Genomic DNA, 16,273 nt, shown 5'->3' on the forward strand with positions numbered 1-16,273 from the left:
GGCGATCATCCACGCTGAAGGCGTGGCAGGAGCGCCGGGAGGGCGTACCCTTGGAAGTGCAAACTAACCGAGGGAAAAGCCGTTGCCCGATGCTCCTACCGCTGTTGACTCTAATGCAGAACGACGCCCCACGCCAATCCATGATCGCCTGGATCGCGCCAAGCATCGGCAGGCGGTAGCGCAAGCGCAGCAAGCTGGGCAGAGCCAGCGTGCGGCGATCACCAGCGCCGGCCTCGCCCGCAGCACCGTGCGGCACTGGAACGCACCCCCTGAGACATCGGCACCGGCGGCGCTGGCGGCCTTTGTCGAGACACCCGAGGGCGTGGAGTGGCTGCGCCGGGTGCAGATGGCCGCGCACTGGAGCATCAGCGAACAGGGCGGCGCGGGCGTGCGCGTGGTCTGCCAGTTTCTCGAGCTCAGTGGACTGTCGGTGTTCATCGGTGCCTCCTACGGCACGCAGCAGGCGTTCCAGGCGGAGCTGGAGCGGCAGATCGTCAGCGAAGCCACCGACCTGCGCGCGGCACTGGCCAAGACCATGCCGCATCGCACCCTCAGCATCGTCGAAGACGAGACCTGGCAGGACGGCATGCGCTTAGTGGCGATTGAACCGGTCTCGAACTTTATCCTTCTCGAGCAGGCGAGCGCGGCGCGCTCGGCGGCGGCCTGGAGCCAGGCGCTGGAGCGCGGGCTGGCGGGGTTCAAGATCACCGTGGTGCAAGGCATCAGCGATGAGGCCAAGGGACTGCTGGCCCATGTCAAGCGCGACCAGGGTGCCCATCATTCGACCGACCTGTTCCATCTCCAGCATGAGGTGAGCAAGGCGATGAGCCTGGCGTTGAGGCGCACGCAACAGCAGGCCGAGGCCGAAGAGACGACGGCCAAGGCGCGCTGGCAGGCGGAATGCGCGGCCGAGCAGGCTTATCATCGCCAGCACCATGGCCCGGGGCGCCCGCCTGCGTTTGCTGCGCGCATCGATCGCGCGCTTGAGGCCGACGTGCAAGCCAGCCTCGCGCGCGAGCGCGCCCAGGCGCAGCGCGCGGAGTCCAAAGCCCTGATCGGCGCTTTCAGCGCGGTGGATCATCCCTATGAGCTCGAGCAGGGACAAGCGCAAACGCCCGAGCAACTGCAGACGCACTTAGAAGGGCTGTTTGCACGCCTGGAGGCGCTCGCACAGGAGGTGGACCTCTCCGAGCGCCTGTGCGCGCATCTGGCCAAGGCGAAGCGCTTGACGCACAGCCTGGTGGCCACGCTGACGTTCTTCTTCATGACGGTTAACACGCGGGTCCAGGCGCTGGACCTCGCACCGGCGATTGAGCAGGCGATGCTCAACGACTTGATCCCAGCGCTCTATCTGGAGCGCGCCGCCGCGCGCAGTCCCAGTGCTGAGCAACGCCATCGGCTGCGGGCACTCAGTGCCCAGCGCCTCGCCCCGCTGCAGCAGCCCGCGCACCCGATCCAGTCGTTGGATGAGGCGACCCGTCGGCACCTCGAGCAGGTCGCCGGGGACTGTGCCGATCTGTTTCAGCGCAGCAGCTCCTGTGTCGAGGGCCGCAATGGCGTCCTCGCGCTCTATCAGCATGGGCATCATCGTCTGAGTCCGCGCAAGCAGCAGGTGCTCACCGCCCTGCACAACTTCTCGATCACGCGCCCCGATGGCACCACCGCCGCCGAGCGCTTCTTCGCTCAGCCCCATCCCTCCCTGTTTGAGCAGGTGCTTGAGCGCATGCCCTGGCCAGCCCGACCGGCGCGACGACGACCACGGCCAGCGAAGCCGCCTCACCTCACGCTTGTGGCGGCTTAGCAACAGTGGACCAAGGGATGATCAAGGCCATCGTCGATATAACTTCAGGTGGCAGGGTGTGCATGATTGGCGCTATCGCGGATTCTAGCCGCTTTTTTAGATCGGTTTCCGCGAACTGCCTGATTCGGCGTTGATATTTTGCGCGCAATGTGAGCTTGCTCCTTCAGCGAAAGTCCAACAGTCAAATACGACTGGATCATCAATAGCAGTGACGCACGACTTCGGATGGGTTCTTACTCATCGTCTTCAGCTGCTACCGCCACCGCCACGTCTAGTCTAGCCTATGCGGCTCGCCAGGTTTCCTCAGTGTCCTTGAGCCGACACTCCGCGATCAATCGCCGCAATAAGGCCTCTGGCTCTAACCGCTCGCCGAGCAACCGCTGCTGCCGCGCCACATTGCCAAAGTCGCCCGGCGTCAGGTTGTTCAGCGCTGCCAAGTGCCGCGCGAGATGCGCTGGCACCATCGCCTCTGCATCCCCGAGCGCCTCACGCGCAAACAGTTGGATGCGCTGCTCGGGTTTCAGCGGCCGGAAGGCCAGCTTGAAGTCGAAGCGGCGCAAGGCGGCTTCGTCGACACCGCTCATCAGGTTGGTCGCGGCGATGAAGATGCCGGGAAAGCACTCCATCTGTTGCAACAGCTCATTGACCTGGGTTCGCTCCCAGCCGTGCCGGGCTTGGCGGCGGGCTGCGAGGAAGCTGTCGACCTCATCGAGCAGCAGCACCGAGCGCTTGGGATCGACGCTGGCGAAGAGGCGCGCGAGCTGCTGCTCGGTCTCGCCGACATAGGGCGAGATCAAGTCCGAGGCTTGGCGTGCGACCAGCTCTCGATCCAACGCCTCGGCCAGCAGCTCGGCGAAGGCGGTCTTGCCGGTGCCGGGTGGGCCATAGAAGCACAGCCGTCCGCTGCCTTCGCGCTCCAGTGCTCGGGCGAGGGCGTTGGGAGCGATGCCGCCACCGAGATTCAGGTAGGCGACATCAAAGGCGGTGGCGTTCTCGCGTCGACGTGGCGCCGGCGTGCCATGCAAGAGCTGCCGACAGGCCGCCACGCCCTCGCGGATGTTGGTCTCCAGCGGCGCCTCCGGCTGCAGATCGACCAGTCGCCGCGCGGCTGCGAACTGGGCTGGGGTCAGCAGGTCGTCGCCCGCCAACTCATCGAGCAAGGCCGGCTCGAGGGTCAGATCGCCCAGATGCCGCTCCGCCATCTGTCGGCGCACCGAGCGCGGTGGAGTGACGAAGGGCACCGGCAGCAGGTAACGGCGCTTGAAGGCGTCGTCCAGACCATCGACCGCGTTGGTGATCCAGATGGTCGGCACAGGATTGGTTTCCAGAATGCGATTGGTCCGGCCTTTCTGCTCCCCGGCCGGCGCGCGTCCGCTGAACAGCGCAAAGAGGTCGAGCTGCTGGGCAAAAACATCCTCGATCTCGTCGAAGATGATCACCGCGTCGCGGCGTCGAGCCAGCAGCCGCTGGACCAACAGATATGCCGACAGGCGTCCGTGGCGGTTGAGTCCGTCGTCGTCCTCGTTGGCGCTGCGCACCTGAAAGGCCTTCAGATCACTGTCCGCAGCGATGGCGCGCGCTAGCTCGGTCTTGCCGGTGCCGGGCGGTCCGTAGAAGAGTGCATTGACGCCGGCGATCCCATCGCGCGCGGCACGGTTCAGCACCCCCCGCACGCGCAGCGCCTGATCCTGCAGATGCGGAAAGGCACTCAAGGGCCAGTCCGCCGCCGGCGCCGGCTCAAGCAAGCACGCAAGCAGGGCTTGTTCGTCGTGAGGCTCGGCGTCGATGAGGTCACGCAGCAGGTCGCCAGCGTTGACATAGTCTTCCAGATCGGCGTGGAAGGAGCGGTTGCGTTCCATCAGCCCGAGCACGCACAGCGGGCTGTCCTTGGCGAGCAGCGGGCGCAGGGTCTGTTCGTCGATGCCGAGCAGCGCGGCGATGTCGGTACGGTGCTCGTTCGGGACATAGGGGCCGGGACGGGCTTCGTTCAGCAACTGACGCAGTTCCTTGCTGTGCTCGCGCAAGATCAGGGTGTCCAGTAGCCTCGCTGCGGCAGGCGGCAGATCCAGGCAGCGCGTGAGGAGTGCGGCGAGCGGCATGACCGCATCTTCGCCATCAGCCTCGATCAGAGTTTCAAGCACCGCGCGCGACAGGCCGGCATAGAACAGACGTAGACGACGCTGCCGGGGCCGGGCGCGCTCGCGTTTGCCGCGCATCGACGGGGGCAACCATGCTGCTTCGTCTTCCTCCTCGTCGGCATCAGCGTCTGCGTCGGCATCAGCAACGCTGTCGCCATGCTGACTCTCTGTGCTCAGGACGCTCAGGGCATTGCGCACCCGGGCATTGAGCTTAGTGGTGCCCTTCGGCGCCAGCGTGGCCTCGAAGAAGCCGAGCGCGACCGGTTCTAGCAGGCACTGGGTCAGGGACCACAGCGGGGTGGTGAAATCGCTGTCGCTCAGGCGCTTTTGCAGCGCAGGATCGCTGAGGACGAATTGCAGCGTCAGCCGGGCGAGACGGCGTTCGACGGCGGGAATCTGGTCAAGATCGCGGCGGATCAGGGAGTCGCTGGGCGTCGCGCTGGTCATCATGGACATCTCCTGCTGCAAATGGGCAGCTAAAAAGCAGACACGGATGGCGAGGACGGGCAAGGCTCTGTCGTCGTAGACCGACTTAAAATGACGGATCGGTGTGATCGAAGAGGTTGCATCTCAGGCGTCTCGGTGAGATCAGAAGGACGCCGCGAACCCGATCGGGCGGCCTTGACCCTGGCGCTTGTGCTGGCATTCGCCTCGCAGCCGCTCGAACAAGAGCGCAGGAGTCCAGTCGGCCTGCTCGATGCGCAGTTGGCGGATCACTGCGGCAAAGTCGCCTGGCGTGAGTCCGTCCAAGCTGGCTAGCGGCCCACGCCAATGCTGCTCGTCTGGTTTGGCGACGCCTTGCTCGCGCAGCACTTGAGCAAACAGGCTGACACGCTGCTCGATGCGCAGCGGATCGAAGCGCAGTTTGAGGTCAAACCGGCGCAGCGAGGCCGTATCCAGTTGCTCGACCAGATTGGTGGTGCAGATGAAGATGCCGTCGAAGGCCTCCATTTGGGTCAGCAGTTCGTTGACCTGGGTGACTTCCCAGCCTTGCTGAACGGCGGCCCGCGAGCGCAGGAAGCTGTCGGCCTCATCCAGCAGCAGGATGGCCTGATCGGCGCGCGCTTCGGCGAACATCGCCGCGATCGCCTGCTCGGTCTGACCGACGAAGGCACCGAGCAGATCAGAGGCGCGTTTGCTCAGCAGTGGCTGCTCGAGCCGCCGCGCGACCTCGGCGGCGAAGGCGCTCTTGCCTGTGCCGGGTGGTCCGTAGAGGCAGAGGCGGCCCTGTTGGGACTTGGCGAGTCCCTGCAGCACGGGCTCAATCGGTCGGTCGGGATTGAGCAGCGCCAGCTGATACGCGGTAACGGTGGAGGCGCTGGTCACCAACGGCGTGGCGTGCCCGAGTGCCTTCAGCGTGCCGCTGAGCAGACGGCTGAGCTGGGCCTCGGTCTGCGCGCGGAAGGTCTTGCCCTGCGCCTGGGAGGTCTTGCGCTGTGCACGCGAGGTCTTGCCCTGCACACGGGAGGTCTTGCCCTGCACACGGGAGGTCTTACCCTGTGCGCACAGCTGCGCCACCCGCGCCGCGCGGGTCAGATGCGCCGGGGCGAGGGCTGGCTGGCGAGCAAGCGCCTGGATGAAGGACTGGCTGACATTCAGCTCGTCGAACGCTTTGGCGGCGATTCCAGCGCGCACCGATTGGGGCGGTACCGGCATCTCGATGACCAGGTCGAAGCGGCGCAGGTAGGCCGGGTCCATGTCTTCGATGTCATTGGCAATCCACAGCGTTGGCACAGGATTGGTCGCCAGTAACTGGTTGGTGAAGCCTTTGTTCGCCGTGGGTAGCTCGCTCTCGAACAGGGCTCCCAACCAGGACGGCATAAACAGGGTTTCCACCTCATCGAACAGGATCAGGCTGTCCGCTTGGCGCGAGAGGCTCTGCTGGGCGAACTGATAGGCGCCGATGCGACGGGCATCGCTGATCGCATCGCCGTCATCGTCGGCGGTGGCGATGGCCGTGAGTCGCAGCTTGAGCGCTTGGGCGACGACACCGGCCAGCTCGGTCTTGCCGGTGCCGGGCGGACCATAAAGGAGGACATTGCAGCCGGGCTCGTTGCCTTGCCGGGCACCCTTTAGATAGGCGAGCAGATCGTCCAGTGCTGCCCGCAGATGCGGATAGTCACTGCGTTTCAAGGTTGGGCGCGGGGCGGGTGCGAAATAACGTCGCGTCAGGGTGGCGACAGAGGTGCGGGCCTCGAATAGCAAGGCTTCGAGTCCTTCGAGCGGCAGGAACTTCTCTGCCAGGCTGTCAACGCCACCCAGACTGACCCGCAGCAGGCCAGCGCGGGCCAGGTAGCCGTCGGGCGAGAGTGCCTTGCCCACGGTAGCGACCGGAACCGCGAGTGCCGTGGCGATGGCGGCGATCGCATCCGAGCGTGGGATCTCACCAAACTCATCGGTCAGTCGGGTAAAGGGCGAGTGAGCACAGAGCGCCAGCACCAGGGTGAGAATCCGGCACTCGACTGCGGAGAGCGCCAAGTCCCGCTGTAACCGACCATGCAAGGGCTCAAGCACCGATTCAGGCTGTTGAGCGGCCAGAACCTGTAGGCGCTCCTTCAAGAGACGCAGAAAGGCGCTTGGCGTCATGTCCTGATCCTCGTAACGGCCAAGCCCGAGAGTGCGCAACAGGTCGCCATCGAAGGTCAGCGCCCCAGGGTATCCAGAGAGCCGCTGCCAGAAGCGAAGTTTGATCAGCAGTCGTAGGGACCAATAGGCCACCAGGGGATCAAGGTGTTGGCGAACGGTTTTGCGGGTTCCAGCGGGTCTGGTCCTCGTCTTCGACAAGGTGCGGGCCATGGTCTCTCCTGAATGAACGCAATAGGACGATTGGGATGCATGCTAGAGCCTCTTCATTCACCTGGTCAAGCTAGAACGGCGCAACTAATATTTCATTTTTTCATTCTCAAGTTATTGATTTATATATACTATTTTTTATTATTTTTAATTTTTTTGAGTTATCGCAACGCAAGCCATTGATACCCAAGGGCCGAAAAAATTGATTATTGAAAACACCAGAATACCTCAAAGACCTCGCATCTAGAGCCTCGTGGTAGGCAGACTCTGGATGTGGCTTAATGCTGTCTTCAGTGTCTGTTTGGGGCCGGGCGCCCCGCGGAGGGACCATGTACGAAGGTGCCGGAATCCTGTTTGTTGCCGATCACCAAGGAACCCCTCACCTGTTGCTGGGGCGGCGTTCGCATCGTCCGCATCAAGGGCAGTGGAGCATCCCAGGCGGCCGGCGATCGCAACAAGACGCGTCGCTGTTCGAGACGGCGATCCGAGAGACCGAGGAGGAGTTCTGCCGGGGGCAGCCCATCGGACGAGTCTTTGCCCTACCCGACGGAGCTGACTGGAATGAACAGCGTTTTCAGGTCGCTCCGATCATCGTGCCGTTTGTGTTCCGATGGCGCACCTATCTGGTGCCGCTGCCCAATCGGCTACCTCCTGAACGCATCCCCTTCGATCATGAATTTCAGGAGGTTGACTGGTTTCCGCGCGACCGGCTTCCGAGCCGAACGCATCGAGGCGTCCCCTATGCCTACTGGTGGATAAGGTCTCACAACGGATTTGGGAACTAGACGACTGGGAGGCGCAACATGGCAAAGGTGATCGTCGGGCTCAGTGACTGGAGTCAAACCAAGTCAGAGCTACAAGGCTTGGCGCGCGCTATCGATGCGGGCGAGGCCTTGCCGGAGGCCGACTACCGACTGAACTTCCCCAGCGCGGAGCAGCTGTTCGCCGAGCTCACACCGGCGCGCCTGCGGTTACTGGATACGCTCAAGGCGACGGGGCCACTCTCGATCCAGGCACTGGCCAAGCGCCTCGGGCAAGGGGATCAGGGTGTGCGCAAGGATCTCGACAAACTGCTCGAACATGCGCTGATCGATCAAGATGCCCAGAACAAGGTCTTCGTGCCTTGGGACGCGATTCGTCTCGATCTAAAACTCGATGGCTCGCGGGCGGCTTGATGCTCCGGCCAATGCTTGACTTAGAGCACTTGGCGAACCTCTCAGCGCGCCTTTGTCACCGCCACAGCGCCCTGCAAAAAAGCTGCAAGCTCCGATGCCATGGGCCGGGCCGAGCAGATTGATACGCTCGACAGGCACTTGCCCATCGATGCGGCAGGCGATGAAACAACTCGACCCTCCCGCTGGTCATAGGCGTCAGCTTCGTTCAGATCAGGCCTTAAACCCCATGCAGTCACCTCGCCGTTTGTTGACCCCCGCCCTCTTCGCCACCTTCCTAGCCGCCCTCTTCGCCATCCTGCCGTTGCAAGCCCTGGCCGCGACCGAATCGATCGTCCTCGGCATGGGCTGCTTCTGGGGCGCCGAGAAACGCATGGCTGAGATCCCCGGTGTGCTCGATGTCGAATCCGGCTACGCCGGTGGCGATGCCGAGCGCACCAGCTATCGCGAGGTGCTCAACCTCGAGAAGCGCATCCAGCGCGGCAAGAGCGATGAGCGCAATCATGCCGAGGTCATCAAGGTCACATTCGACCCCGAGCAGGTCAGCCTCGAGCGGGTGTTGATCGGCTTCTGGGAGAACCATAATCCGACCCAAGGCGACCGCCAGGGCAATGACGTCGGTAGCAACTATCGCAGCGCGATCTACTTCAACAGCGAGGCGCAACGCGTCGTCGCCCTCAACACCCGCGAGACCTATCAGCAAGCGCTGAGCGCCGCCGGCTTCGGCCCGATCACCACCGAGATCGCCCCGCTGCGCCACTACAATCGCGCTGAGACCTACCATCAAGACTATCTGGTGAAGAATCCCGATGGCTACTGCGGTCTCGGTGGCACTCAGGTCGCCTACCCCGGTGCTGCCGCAGGTCCCTCTGATCAGGCGGCGCGGCCCCAGCCTTCGCCAAGGCTCGACGCCAAGGCGCTCAATGCCGAGCGCCAGCTGATCGTCTTCGAGGCCGAGGATTGCCCCTTCTGCCAGCAGTTCCGTGCCGAGGTGCTGGATGGCTGGTCCTCAGAGGTGCCAGTGGTCTCGACCCTGAATCCGCAACCGCCCGAAGGCTGGTCGCTCGATAAGGCGCTGTTCGCGACCCCGACCATGGTCTTGTTCGAGGACGGCAAGGAGGTCTCGCGCTACACCGGTTACAAGGGCGACAAGGAGCGCTTCTGGCAATGGCTTGGCTTCCAGATCCTGACCCCGGAGCAGCAGCGCATCGCCTTCGAACAAGGCACCGAGCGCGCCTTCACCGGCTCACATCTGGATGAAAAGCGCCCCGGCGTTTTCGTCGACCCGATCACCGGCGCGCCGCTGTTTCGCAGCGACACCAAGTTCGAGAGCAAGAGCGGCTGGCCAAGTTTCTTCAACCCGGTTGAAGGCGCCCTGACCTATCACGAAGACAACGCCTATGGCATGCGCCGCACCGAGGTCCGCAGCGCCAGCTCTGGCATCCATCTCGGCCATGTCTTCGACGACGGCCCGCCACCCACTGGCAAGCGTTACTGCATCAACGGCAATGTGCTGAGCTTTGTGCCAGACGCTGATTGAGCACGGCTGACTGAGCGCGGCTGGCTGAGCACGGCCGATAGCAATCGGCTGGGCAGCAAATTTGCGCGCAATCTGTAGGGCGAATGCGCTACTCTTAAGTGAACTCATCGACTTTGGGTAGCCCTGATGCTCCTCTGAGTCGTTTTCGGATGACGCTGAGTAAGCTCGCGCCGCCACCTGCAATCGCCAATCCAGAGCGGGTATCGATGCAGGTGTAGTGGTCCTGCCGAGGTGCACACTGGCCTCGCTAGCGGATTTGCCCCAGACCTCCTCAAAGGCAGGCGAGCTGAAAGGTCAACCTCTTTTTGACCCAGCTCGGAGCGATTCACCCGCGTGCTCATCGACGCTCGCCATCTCGACGATAACCGCCGCATTGAGGCGGATCTTGCCATCATCGGCGCGGGTCCCGCTGGCATTAGCCTCGCCCGCCGGCTCGCCAATGCCAAGACCAGCGTCTGCCTGATCGAGTCTGGCGGCCTCAGCCCCGAGGCCGAGACCCAAGACCTGTATCAAGGCGAGACCCCCGGCATCACCTATCCGCTCAGCAGCTCGCGGCTGCGCTATTTCGGCGGCTCCTCTGGCCACTGGGGTGGATTTTGTCGACCGCTCGACCCAATCGATTTCGAGCAGCGCGACTGGATTCCGCTCAGCGGCTGGCCATTTGGCCGCGAGGAGCTGGACCCCTATTGGGAGATCGCGAGCACAGCGGTCGAAACGGCGCCCGCACAGTATGAGAATGGCGCCTATTGGGCCAAGGCCACGGGCGAGCCGATGGTCGACTGGCGCGCCGGTCGGTTCATGACGCGCTTCTTCCAGTACAGCCCACCGACTCGGTTCGGCGAGCACTATCGTGACGAGCTCGAGCGTTCCGATCAGATTCGCGTCCTGCTGCACAGCAACCTGACCCGGATTCGCGCTCACCCCTCAGCGCGTGCAGTCGATCATCTGCAGATTCAGACGCTCAGCGGTCGCCGCCACCAGGTCTATGCCAAGCGCTATGTGCTGGCGGCTGGCGGCATCGAGAACGCGCGCTTGCTGCTGCTCTCCAACGATGTGATGCCGACGGGTCTCGGCAACCAGAACGACATGGTCGGGCGCTGCTTCATGGAGCATCCGCACCTCGGTGGCTTCGCTGATGTCGTCATTGCCGATCTCAGCCGACTCCCGCGCATCTACCGCGAACAGGTCCGCTTCGATGGACGCACCGCAAGGGTCTGCTACATCCCGCGCGGCGACTTCTTGCGCCGCGAGCAGATGTTGTCGGCCTCCTTCACGATGTCAGTGACCGAAACCCTTGGCCCCGAGCTTAAACCCGAGTCGGCCACACCGGCCCCTCTGGGCACGACCGATCCGGCAACGACCGGGCCGCGCAACATGCTTGCCGCGGCACGCCCCTTCCTGACCGATGCCCCGCAGCCGAGTGGCATCCCAAGCACTGGCCTTGATCGCGCTGTCAACGGCAGCGCCCAGCAAGCGGGCAGCGAGCAACCTAGCAATGGCCTCGGGGTGCGCATGGGGATTGGCTGCGCCTGCGAGCAAATACCAAATCTCGACAGTCGCGTCACGCTCAGCGACGAGCTCGACGCCCTGGGGCTGCGGCGAACCCGGCTTGATTGGAAGCTGACCGAGCAGGATCGGCGCAGCCTGATCGCCAACATCCATGCACTCGGCCGCGAATTGAGCGCGACCGGCATCGGTCGCATGCGGCCCCGGTTAGCAGACGATGGCCGCTGGGAGCCGCGGGTCTCGGGTGGCAGCCATCACATGGGCACCACCCGCATGAGCGATGATCCCAAGCACGGGGTGACCGATCGGAATGGCCGGGTGCATGGCATCGACAATCTCTACATCGCCGGCTCCTCGTTGTTCCCGACCAGCGGCTCGGCTAACCCAACGCTGAACATCCTGGCGCTTGCCTATCGGCTCGCCGACCACCTTGAGCAACAATCGGCATGAGCATCGCCTCTGGGCCAGCCTTTGGGCCAAGATCAAAACTGACCAGGAAAGCAATCGGAACGGCAGCCGGAGCAGCAACTGGAACAGCAACCGGAACAGCAATCAACACAAGCGATTCGCTCGCCAGACTCGACCGTCGCACCTTTATCGGCATGGTGCTCGGCCTAGTCGCGCTTCCGCTAGGGACACCTGCCGCAATCACGTCAACGTCCTCAACGAGCCCGCGCAGCGCTATCGGCTCAGCACCCGGCGCACCGGACGCCGAAGGTGCTGGCCCCCAGGCGATCAGCCCAAGCACACTGCTCGCTACGCTCAGCGATCCAGTCGCCGCTGGCCGCCTCGGTCAGCGCTATCTTGATGAACATCCGCAACAGCAGGATGTGAACCGACTCGTCGATCCGCTGCTCGCCGCGCTGAACGCTCAACAGCGTCCTGTACCGACCGACAGGATTGGGCTTCAGCAGGCCCTCACCGCCCTGATCCAGCATGAATACGTCACCAGCGCGACGCTGCTATCCGTCGATGGCTGGCTGCTCGCCCCCAGTGAGGTACGACTCTACGCGCTCGCTGCCTTAGCCCCAGAGTCCTAGGTCATGCACCGCACACTCTCCATCGTCATCCCGCTGCTCATCGCCGGCTTGAGCATCGCACTCTGGGCGATGATGAACCAGCCCTCGGTTGAGCCGCCTTGGCCAACCCGCATCCAAGGCTATTCCTTCCAGCCGATGCGCACCGACCAAGATCCCCAACGGCGCATCTATCCGTCGCTCGCCGAGATCGATCAAGACCTCTCCTTGCTGCAAGGCGAAGCCCATGCCATCCGCACCTACTCGGTTGATGGCCCGCTCGGTCAGATCCCACGGCTTGCCAGTGCCCGCGGACTCAACGTCTCGCTCGGCGCCTGGATCGGCCCCGATGCCAAGGCCAATCAGGCCGAGCTCGAACGCCTGATCGACATCCTGCGTGAGCCTCATCGGAATATCGTGCGCGTCTTTGTGGGCAACGAGGCCATCCTGCGCGAAGACGTCGAACTCGCCGAATTGACACGCGACCTCGATCGCATCCGCCGACTCACCGATATCCCCGTTGGCACGGCCGAGCCCTGGCACGTCTGGCTCAAGCATCCTGAGCTGGCCGAGCATGTCGATTTCATCTCCATCCATCTGTTGCCCTACTGGGAAGGGGTGCCGATCGACCAGGCCGTTGACTTCTCCTTCAAGAAGCTTTACGAGGTACAGCAAGCTTTTCCGGGCAAGGAGGTGATCATCGGCGAGGTCGGCTGGCCGAGTCATGGGCGGCGCAATCGTGGCGCCGAACCCTCACAAGCCAATCAAACCCGGTTCCTGCGCCGCGTGCTCGCCCGCGCTGAGCAAGAAGGCATCGTCTATTACGTGATGGAGGCCTTCGACCAGCTCTGGAAGGCGAAGATCGAGGGTTCCATTGGCTCCTATTGGGGGGTCTATAATGCCGAGCGCGAGCCCAAGTTTGCACTCACACAGCCAGTGGTGCGCATCCCGAACTGGCATGAGCTCGCCGCCCTCTCGGTTGGCATCGCCGTGCTCTTGCTGCTGCTCCTCTATCGCGACAGCTCGAGCCTCTCCTCGTCCGGCAAGGGCTTCCTCGCGCTGATCACCTATGCCGTCTCGACCGCGACTGTGCTGCTGGTCTATCAGTACACCCGACAATACATGACACCGCTGACGACCGTGGTTGGCGTGCTGCTGCTGATTGGCGGCATCGGTGTGCTGGTGCTGCTCTCCGCCGAGGCGCACGAGTGGGCCGAATCGCTTTGGCTTAAGCGCTGGCGGCGCCCCTTTCCGCGCCGCGAGGTACCCGATGAGTGGCTGCCAATGGTGTCGCTGCATGTACCTGCCTACAACGAGCCACCGGCCTTGCTGATCGAGACCCTCGACGCCCTCGCTGCCTTGAATTACCCGCGCTTCGAGGTCCTGGTGATCGACAACAACACCAAAGATCCGGCGGTTTGGGAGCCGGTTCGTACGCATTGTGCGCAGCTCAACCGGCGCCTGATGCTGAAGGGTCAGCCCCATGGCCAGCGTTTCCGCTTCTTTCACGTCAGCCCGCTGGCCGGCTTCAAGGCCGGTGCGCTGAACTTCGCGCTGCGCGAAACTGACCCCAAGGCCGGCATCGTTGCCGTGATCGACGCCGATTATTTGGTCAGCCCCAACTGGCTGCGCGACCTGATTCCGGCCTTCTTCGATGACGAGGTCGCCATCGTGCAGGCCCCACAGGACTATCGCGACGGCGACGAAAACGCCTTCAAGGCCATGTGCCTGGCGGAGTACCGTGGCTTCTTCCATATCGGCATGGTCACCCGCAACGAGCGCAACGCCATTATTCAGCACGGCACCATGACCATGATCCGGCGCAACGCGCTGGAGGCCGTCGGCGGCTGGTCTGAATGGTGCATTACCGAAGACGCCGAGCTTGGCCTGAGATTGTTCGAAGCTGGCCACCAGGCGCTCTATATCCCGGCGACCTATGGCCGCGGGCTGATCCCGGATACCTTTGCCGACTTCAAGAAACAGCGTTTCCGCTGGGCCTACGGGGCGGTGCGGGTCTTGATCGCGCATCGCCGCGAACTGCTCGGCCTGCGTCGCACGCGACTCACCAGCGGTCAGCGTTGGCACTTCCTCTCCGGCTGGCTACCCTGGTTTGCGGATGGCTTCAATCTGCTGTTCAACTTTGCCGCGCTGGCCTGGACCATCGCCATGGTCGCGGCCCCGGAGACGATCACGCCGCCCTATATGAGCATCGCGCTGGTCCCATTGGTGCTGTTTGGCTTCAAGATGATCAAGAGCTTCGTGCTCTATCGACGCCGCGTCGATGCCACCTGGCGTCAGGCCTTCGCCGCGGGTCTGGCCGGACTCGCGCTCTCGCATACCATTGCCCGCGCAAGCTGGGCCGGCGTCTTCTCTGGCAAGCTGGGATTCTTTCGGACCCCGAAACTGGCGACCTCGGTCGCCCTGTTCCGGGCGCTGATGGATGCGCGTGAAGAGGCGCTACTGCTATGCGCCTTTGTGCTCGGCGCCTTCGCGGTGCTGCAACGCCCGGACGCCTATATGATCGACGTGCGGGTCTGGGCGGCGGTCCTCCTCGTCCAAGCGGTGCCTTATGCGGCCGCCATGCTGGTCTCGTTGATCAGTGCCCTGCCGCGGCTACCAGCACACTTGGTTGGTACCTTGCGCGAGATGCGCAATAGGAGCAGTGCCTGAGCGGGGCACCGCTTCGGGGCTAAGCCAAGGCATCGCCTTAGAGCGATGCGTGCGGTGTTGGCGCTGGCCTGCCGAGCAGAAAACCCTGCACATAATCGACCTCGTTTGCCTGCAGCCAGTCGAGATCCTCGGCCTGCTCGACGCCCTCGGCAATCACCTCAATACCGAGATCGTGTGCCATTTGCGTGACGCGCTCGATCACCACCGACTGAATCCGGTTGCTGCTCACCCCATCGATCAGCGAGCGATCCAGCTTGACGAAGTCGGGACTCAGACTCGGCAGGAGGCCAAGCCCGGCATAGCCGCCGCCGAGATCATCGAGTGCCACCTTGAAACCCGCGTCACGGTAATAGCTCAGGACATTAGCCAGGTGGTTGGGATCACCGATACGCTCGGTCTCAATCACCTCGAAGACGATGCGCTCGCGCTGAAGCCCCGCCTGCTCGACGGCAGCAACGGTGGTCCGCAGGCAGTTGATCGGGTCATATACGGCAGCCGGCGTGAAATTGATGAAGATCCGACTACTGATCCCCTGTGCTGCTGCATTCTGCACGGCCGTGATACGCGCCAAGCGATCGAGTGGAAAGACGAGATCGGCCTCCATGGCCAGTTCGAACATCAGGTCGGGGGGCACGATCTCACCCTGCTCATCGATCCCACGCAGCAGACATTCATGCGCAAACACCCGATCCGGAGCAGCGACATGAAAGATCGGTTGGAAATGGGTCGTCACCCGCGCCGCGTGCAGCAACGCTTGCAGCCAACGGCCGCGCCGCTGCGCGGTAAAGGTCTCCAGGCTTTCCACCTCGCCCAACTGGGCAAAGCCCGGTTCTTCATTTCCAACCATGAACAGAGCACGGCTATCGCGGATCTCCGCCCGCGTCAGACATCCAGCAAGGAGGCTCGCTAATAGGCCCTCGCGCTCAGGGGTCACGTCAACGATCAGCCCGAGTTGACCCGGAATCTCGGAGGCCGTCAGTGGGCTGTCGTTCAGCGCAGCGCTCAGTTTTTGTCTCGTGTGGCCCAGGGGTGGCCAAATGAAGAGCCGGCCCGCCTCCCTCGCCGGGGGCGATGGTCGACCGCAACGCTCACAATCATGTTCAAAAGTCATGGGAACCCCCTTCCTCGTCCCGCTTCCAAACTCGCCGTGAAACACGACAGCGATGTCTCTCAAGCAGCGTATTGCGGATCATATTAGGCACACACAGGGACAAAGCAAAGGGGCGCGTCGTCATGGACGAGCAAGGGCGCGAGAGGCGGGGCTACAGATGGCGAATCCTCAATCCGCTGCAGCTGCCGAGATCGCCTGTAGCGCCTTTTTTCGATCGGGATAAGAGGTGAGTATCGAGAGAAAGCCGCTAATCTCAAAGACCTCTTTCACCGTGTTTTGAAGACTGCAGATCGCGAATCCGCGCTCCGTCTGCTTGCAGCGCTTTGCGCCCATCAGGAACACCCGCAGACCCGCGCTCGATACATAATCGAGACGTGAGCAGTCGATCAGCACTGAGGGCGAACTGTCGATACGACCTATAAGATGCTCTTGCAGCAGCGGCGCGGTTCGGCTATCGAGCCGCCCCTGCGGCGTCAACACCAAGGCGCTTTCATTCGTCTCTTCAAGGATCTCCATCCGGCTTACT

Annotated in this window: 11 protein-coding genes; 7 read left to right on the top strand and 4 right to left on the bottom strand. The window is 63.2% G+C overall.

Going from position 1 to position 16,273, the window contains the following annotated elements:
- The first annotated feature begins 82 nt into the window (after positions 1–82).
- Positions 83–1,801 (top strand): DUF6399 domain-containing protein, encoded by a 1,719-nt coding sequence (locus tag CCR96_RS20110; protein ID WP_201222781.1) that lies wholly within the window; start codon positions 83–85, stop codon positions 1,799–1,801.
- Positions 1,802–2,082: 281 nt separating this feature from the next.
- Here CCR96_RS20110 and CCR96_RS20115 read toward each other — a convergent pair whose 3' ends face one another.
- Positions 2,083–4,389: an AAA family ATPase gene (locus CCR96_RS20115; protein WP_242519238.1), complete on the bottom strand. Its 2,307-nt coding sequence runs from the start codon at positions 4,387–4,389 to the stop codon at positions 2,083–2,085.
- A 138-nt stretch (positions 4,390–4,527) separates the two neighbouring features.
- Positions 4,528–6,735 (bottom strand): AAA family ATPase, encoded by a 2,208-nt coding sequence (locus CCR96_RS20120; protein WP_201222789.1) that lies wholly within the window; start codon positions 6,733–6,735, stop codon positions 4,528–4,530.
- Between the two features lie 326 nt (positions 6,736–7,061).
- On the opposite strand from CCR96_RS20120, the gene CCR96_RS20125 reads away from it, so the two are divergent.
- From CCR96_RS20125 to CCR96_RS20150, 6 genes are all read left to right on the top strand, one after another.
- Entirely contained in the window at positions 7,062–7,517 is a 456-nt protein-coding gene (locus CCR96_RS20125) for an NUDIX domain-containing protein (protein WP_201222791.1), read from the top strand.
- 18 nt (positions 7,518–7,535) lie between these two features.
- Complete coding sequence (locus CCR96_RS20130) at positions 7,536–7,907, top strand: HVO_A0114 family putative DNA-binding protein (RefSeq protein WP_201222793.1); 372 nt, start codon at positions 7,536–7,538, stop codon at positions 7,905–7,907.
- A 247-nt stretch (positions 7,908–8,154) separates the two neighbouring features.
- Positions 8,155–9,444, top strand: coding sequence for a peptide-methionine (S)-S-oxide reductase MsrA (gene msrA / locus CCR96_RS20135; protein ID WP_338035922.1), 1,290 nt, complete (start codon positions 8,155–8,157; stop codon positions 9,442–9,444).
- Between the two features lie 333 nt (positions 9,445–9,777).
- Positions 9,778–11,400: an FAD-dependent oxidoreductase gene (locus CCR96_RS25380; RefSeq protein WP_201222804.1), complete on the top strand. Its 1,623-nt coding sequence runs from the start codon at positions 9,778–9,780 to the stop codon at positions 11,398–11,400.
- A 152-nt stretch (positions 11,401–11,552) separates the two neighbouring features.
- A complete protein-coding gene (locus tag CCR96_RS20145; protein WP_201222806.1) occupies positions 11,553–11,990 on the top strand; it encodes a hypothetical protein in 438 nt (145 codons plus the stop codon).
- A 3-nt stretch (positions 11,991–11,993) separates the two neighbouring features.
- On the top strand, positions 11,994–14,636 hold the full coding sequence (locus CCR96_RS20150; RefSeq protein ID WP_201222813.1) for a glycosyltransferase family 2 protein: 2,643 nt from the start codon (positions 11,994–11,996) through the stop codon (positions 14,634–14,636).
- A 37-nt stretch (positions 14,637–14,673) separates the two neighbouring features.
- Here CCR96_RS20150 and CCR96_RS20155 read toward each other — a convergent pair whose 3' ends face one another.
- Both CCR96_RS20155 and CCR96_RS20160 read right to left on the bottom strand, forming a co-directional pair.
- The gene (locus CCR96_RS20155; RefSeq protein WP_201222815.1) at positions 14,674–15,747 is read right to left on the bottom strand and encodes an EAL domain-containing protein; all 1,074 of its coding nucleotides are present in this window, start codon (positions 15,745–15,747) and stop codon (positions 14,674–14,676) included.
- Between the two features lie 168 nt (positions 15,748–15,915).
- On the bottom strand, positions 15,916–16,263 hold the full coding sequence (locus tag CCR96_RS20160; RefSeq protein ID WP_201222817.1) for an STAS domain-containing protein: 348 nt from the start codon (positions 16,261–16,263) through the stop codon (positions 15,916–15,918).
- Between the last annotated feature and the right edge of the window lie 10 nt (positions 16,264–16,273).

This window comes from Halochromatium roseum, assembly GCF_016653315.1.
Taxonomy (GTDB): domain Bacteria; phylum Pseudomonadota; class Gammaproteobacteria; order Chromatiales; family Chromatiaceae; genus Lamprobacter; species Lamprobacter roseus.

Coding starts and splice junctions, on each gene's coding strand:
- CCR96_RS20115 (WP_242519238.1), bottom strand. CDS start 4,389: ATGATGACCAGCGCGACGCCCAGCGACTCCCTGATCCGCCGCGATCTT.
- CCR96_RS20120 (WP_201222789.1), bottom strand. CDS start 6,735: ATGGCCCGCACCTTGTCGAAGACGAGGACCAGACCCGCTGGAACCCGC.
- CCR96_RS20125 (WP_201222791.1), top strand. CDS start 7,062: ATGTACGAAGGTGCCGGAATCCTGTTTGTTGCCGATCACCAAGGAACC.
- CCR96_RS20130 (WP_201222793.1), top strand. CDS start 7,536: ATGGCAAAGGTGATCGTCGGGCTCAGTGACTGGAGTCAAACCAAGTCA.
- CCR96_RS20145 (WP_201222806.1), top strand. CDS start 11,553: ATGGTGCTCGGCCTAGTCGCGCTTCCGCTAGGGACACCTGCCGCAATC.
- CCR96_RS20150 (WP_201222813.1), top strand. CDS start 11,994: ATGCACCGCACACTCTCCATCGTCATCCCGCTGCTCATCGCCGGCTTG.
- CCR96_RS20155 (WP_201222815.1), bottom strand. CDS start 15,747: ATGACTTTTGAACATGATTGTGAGCGTTGCGGTCGACCATCGCCCCCG.
- CCR96_RS20160 (WP_201222817.1), bottom strand. CDS start 16,263: ATGGAGATCCTTGAAGAGACGAATGAAAGCGCCTTGGTGTTGACGCCG.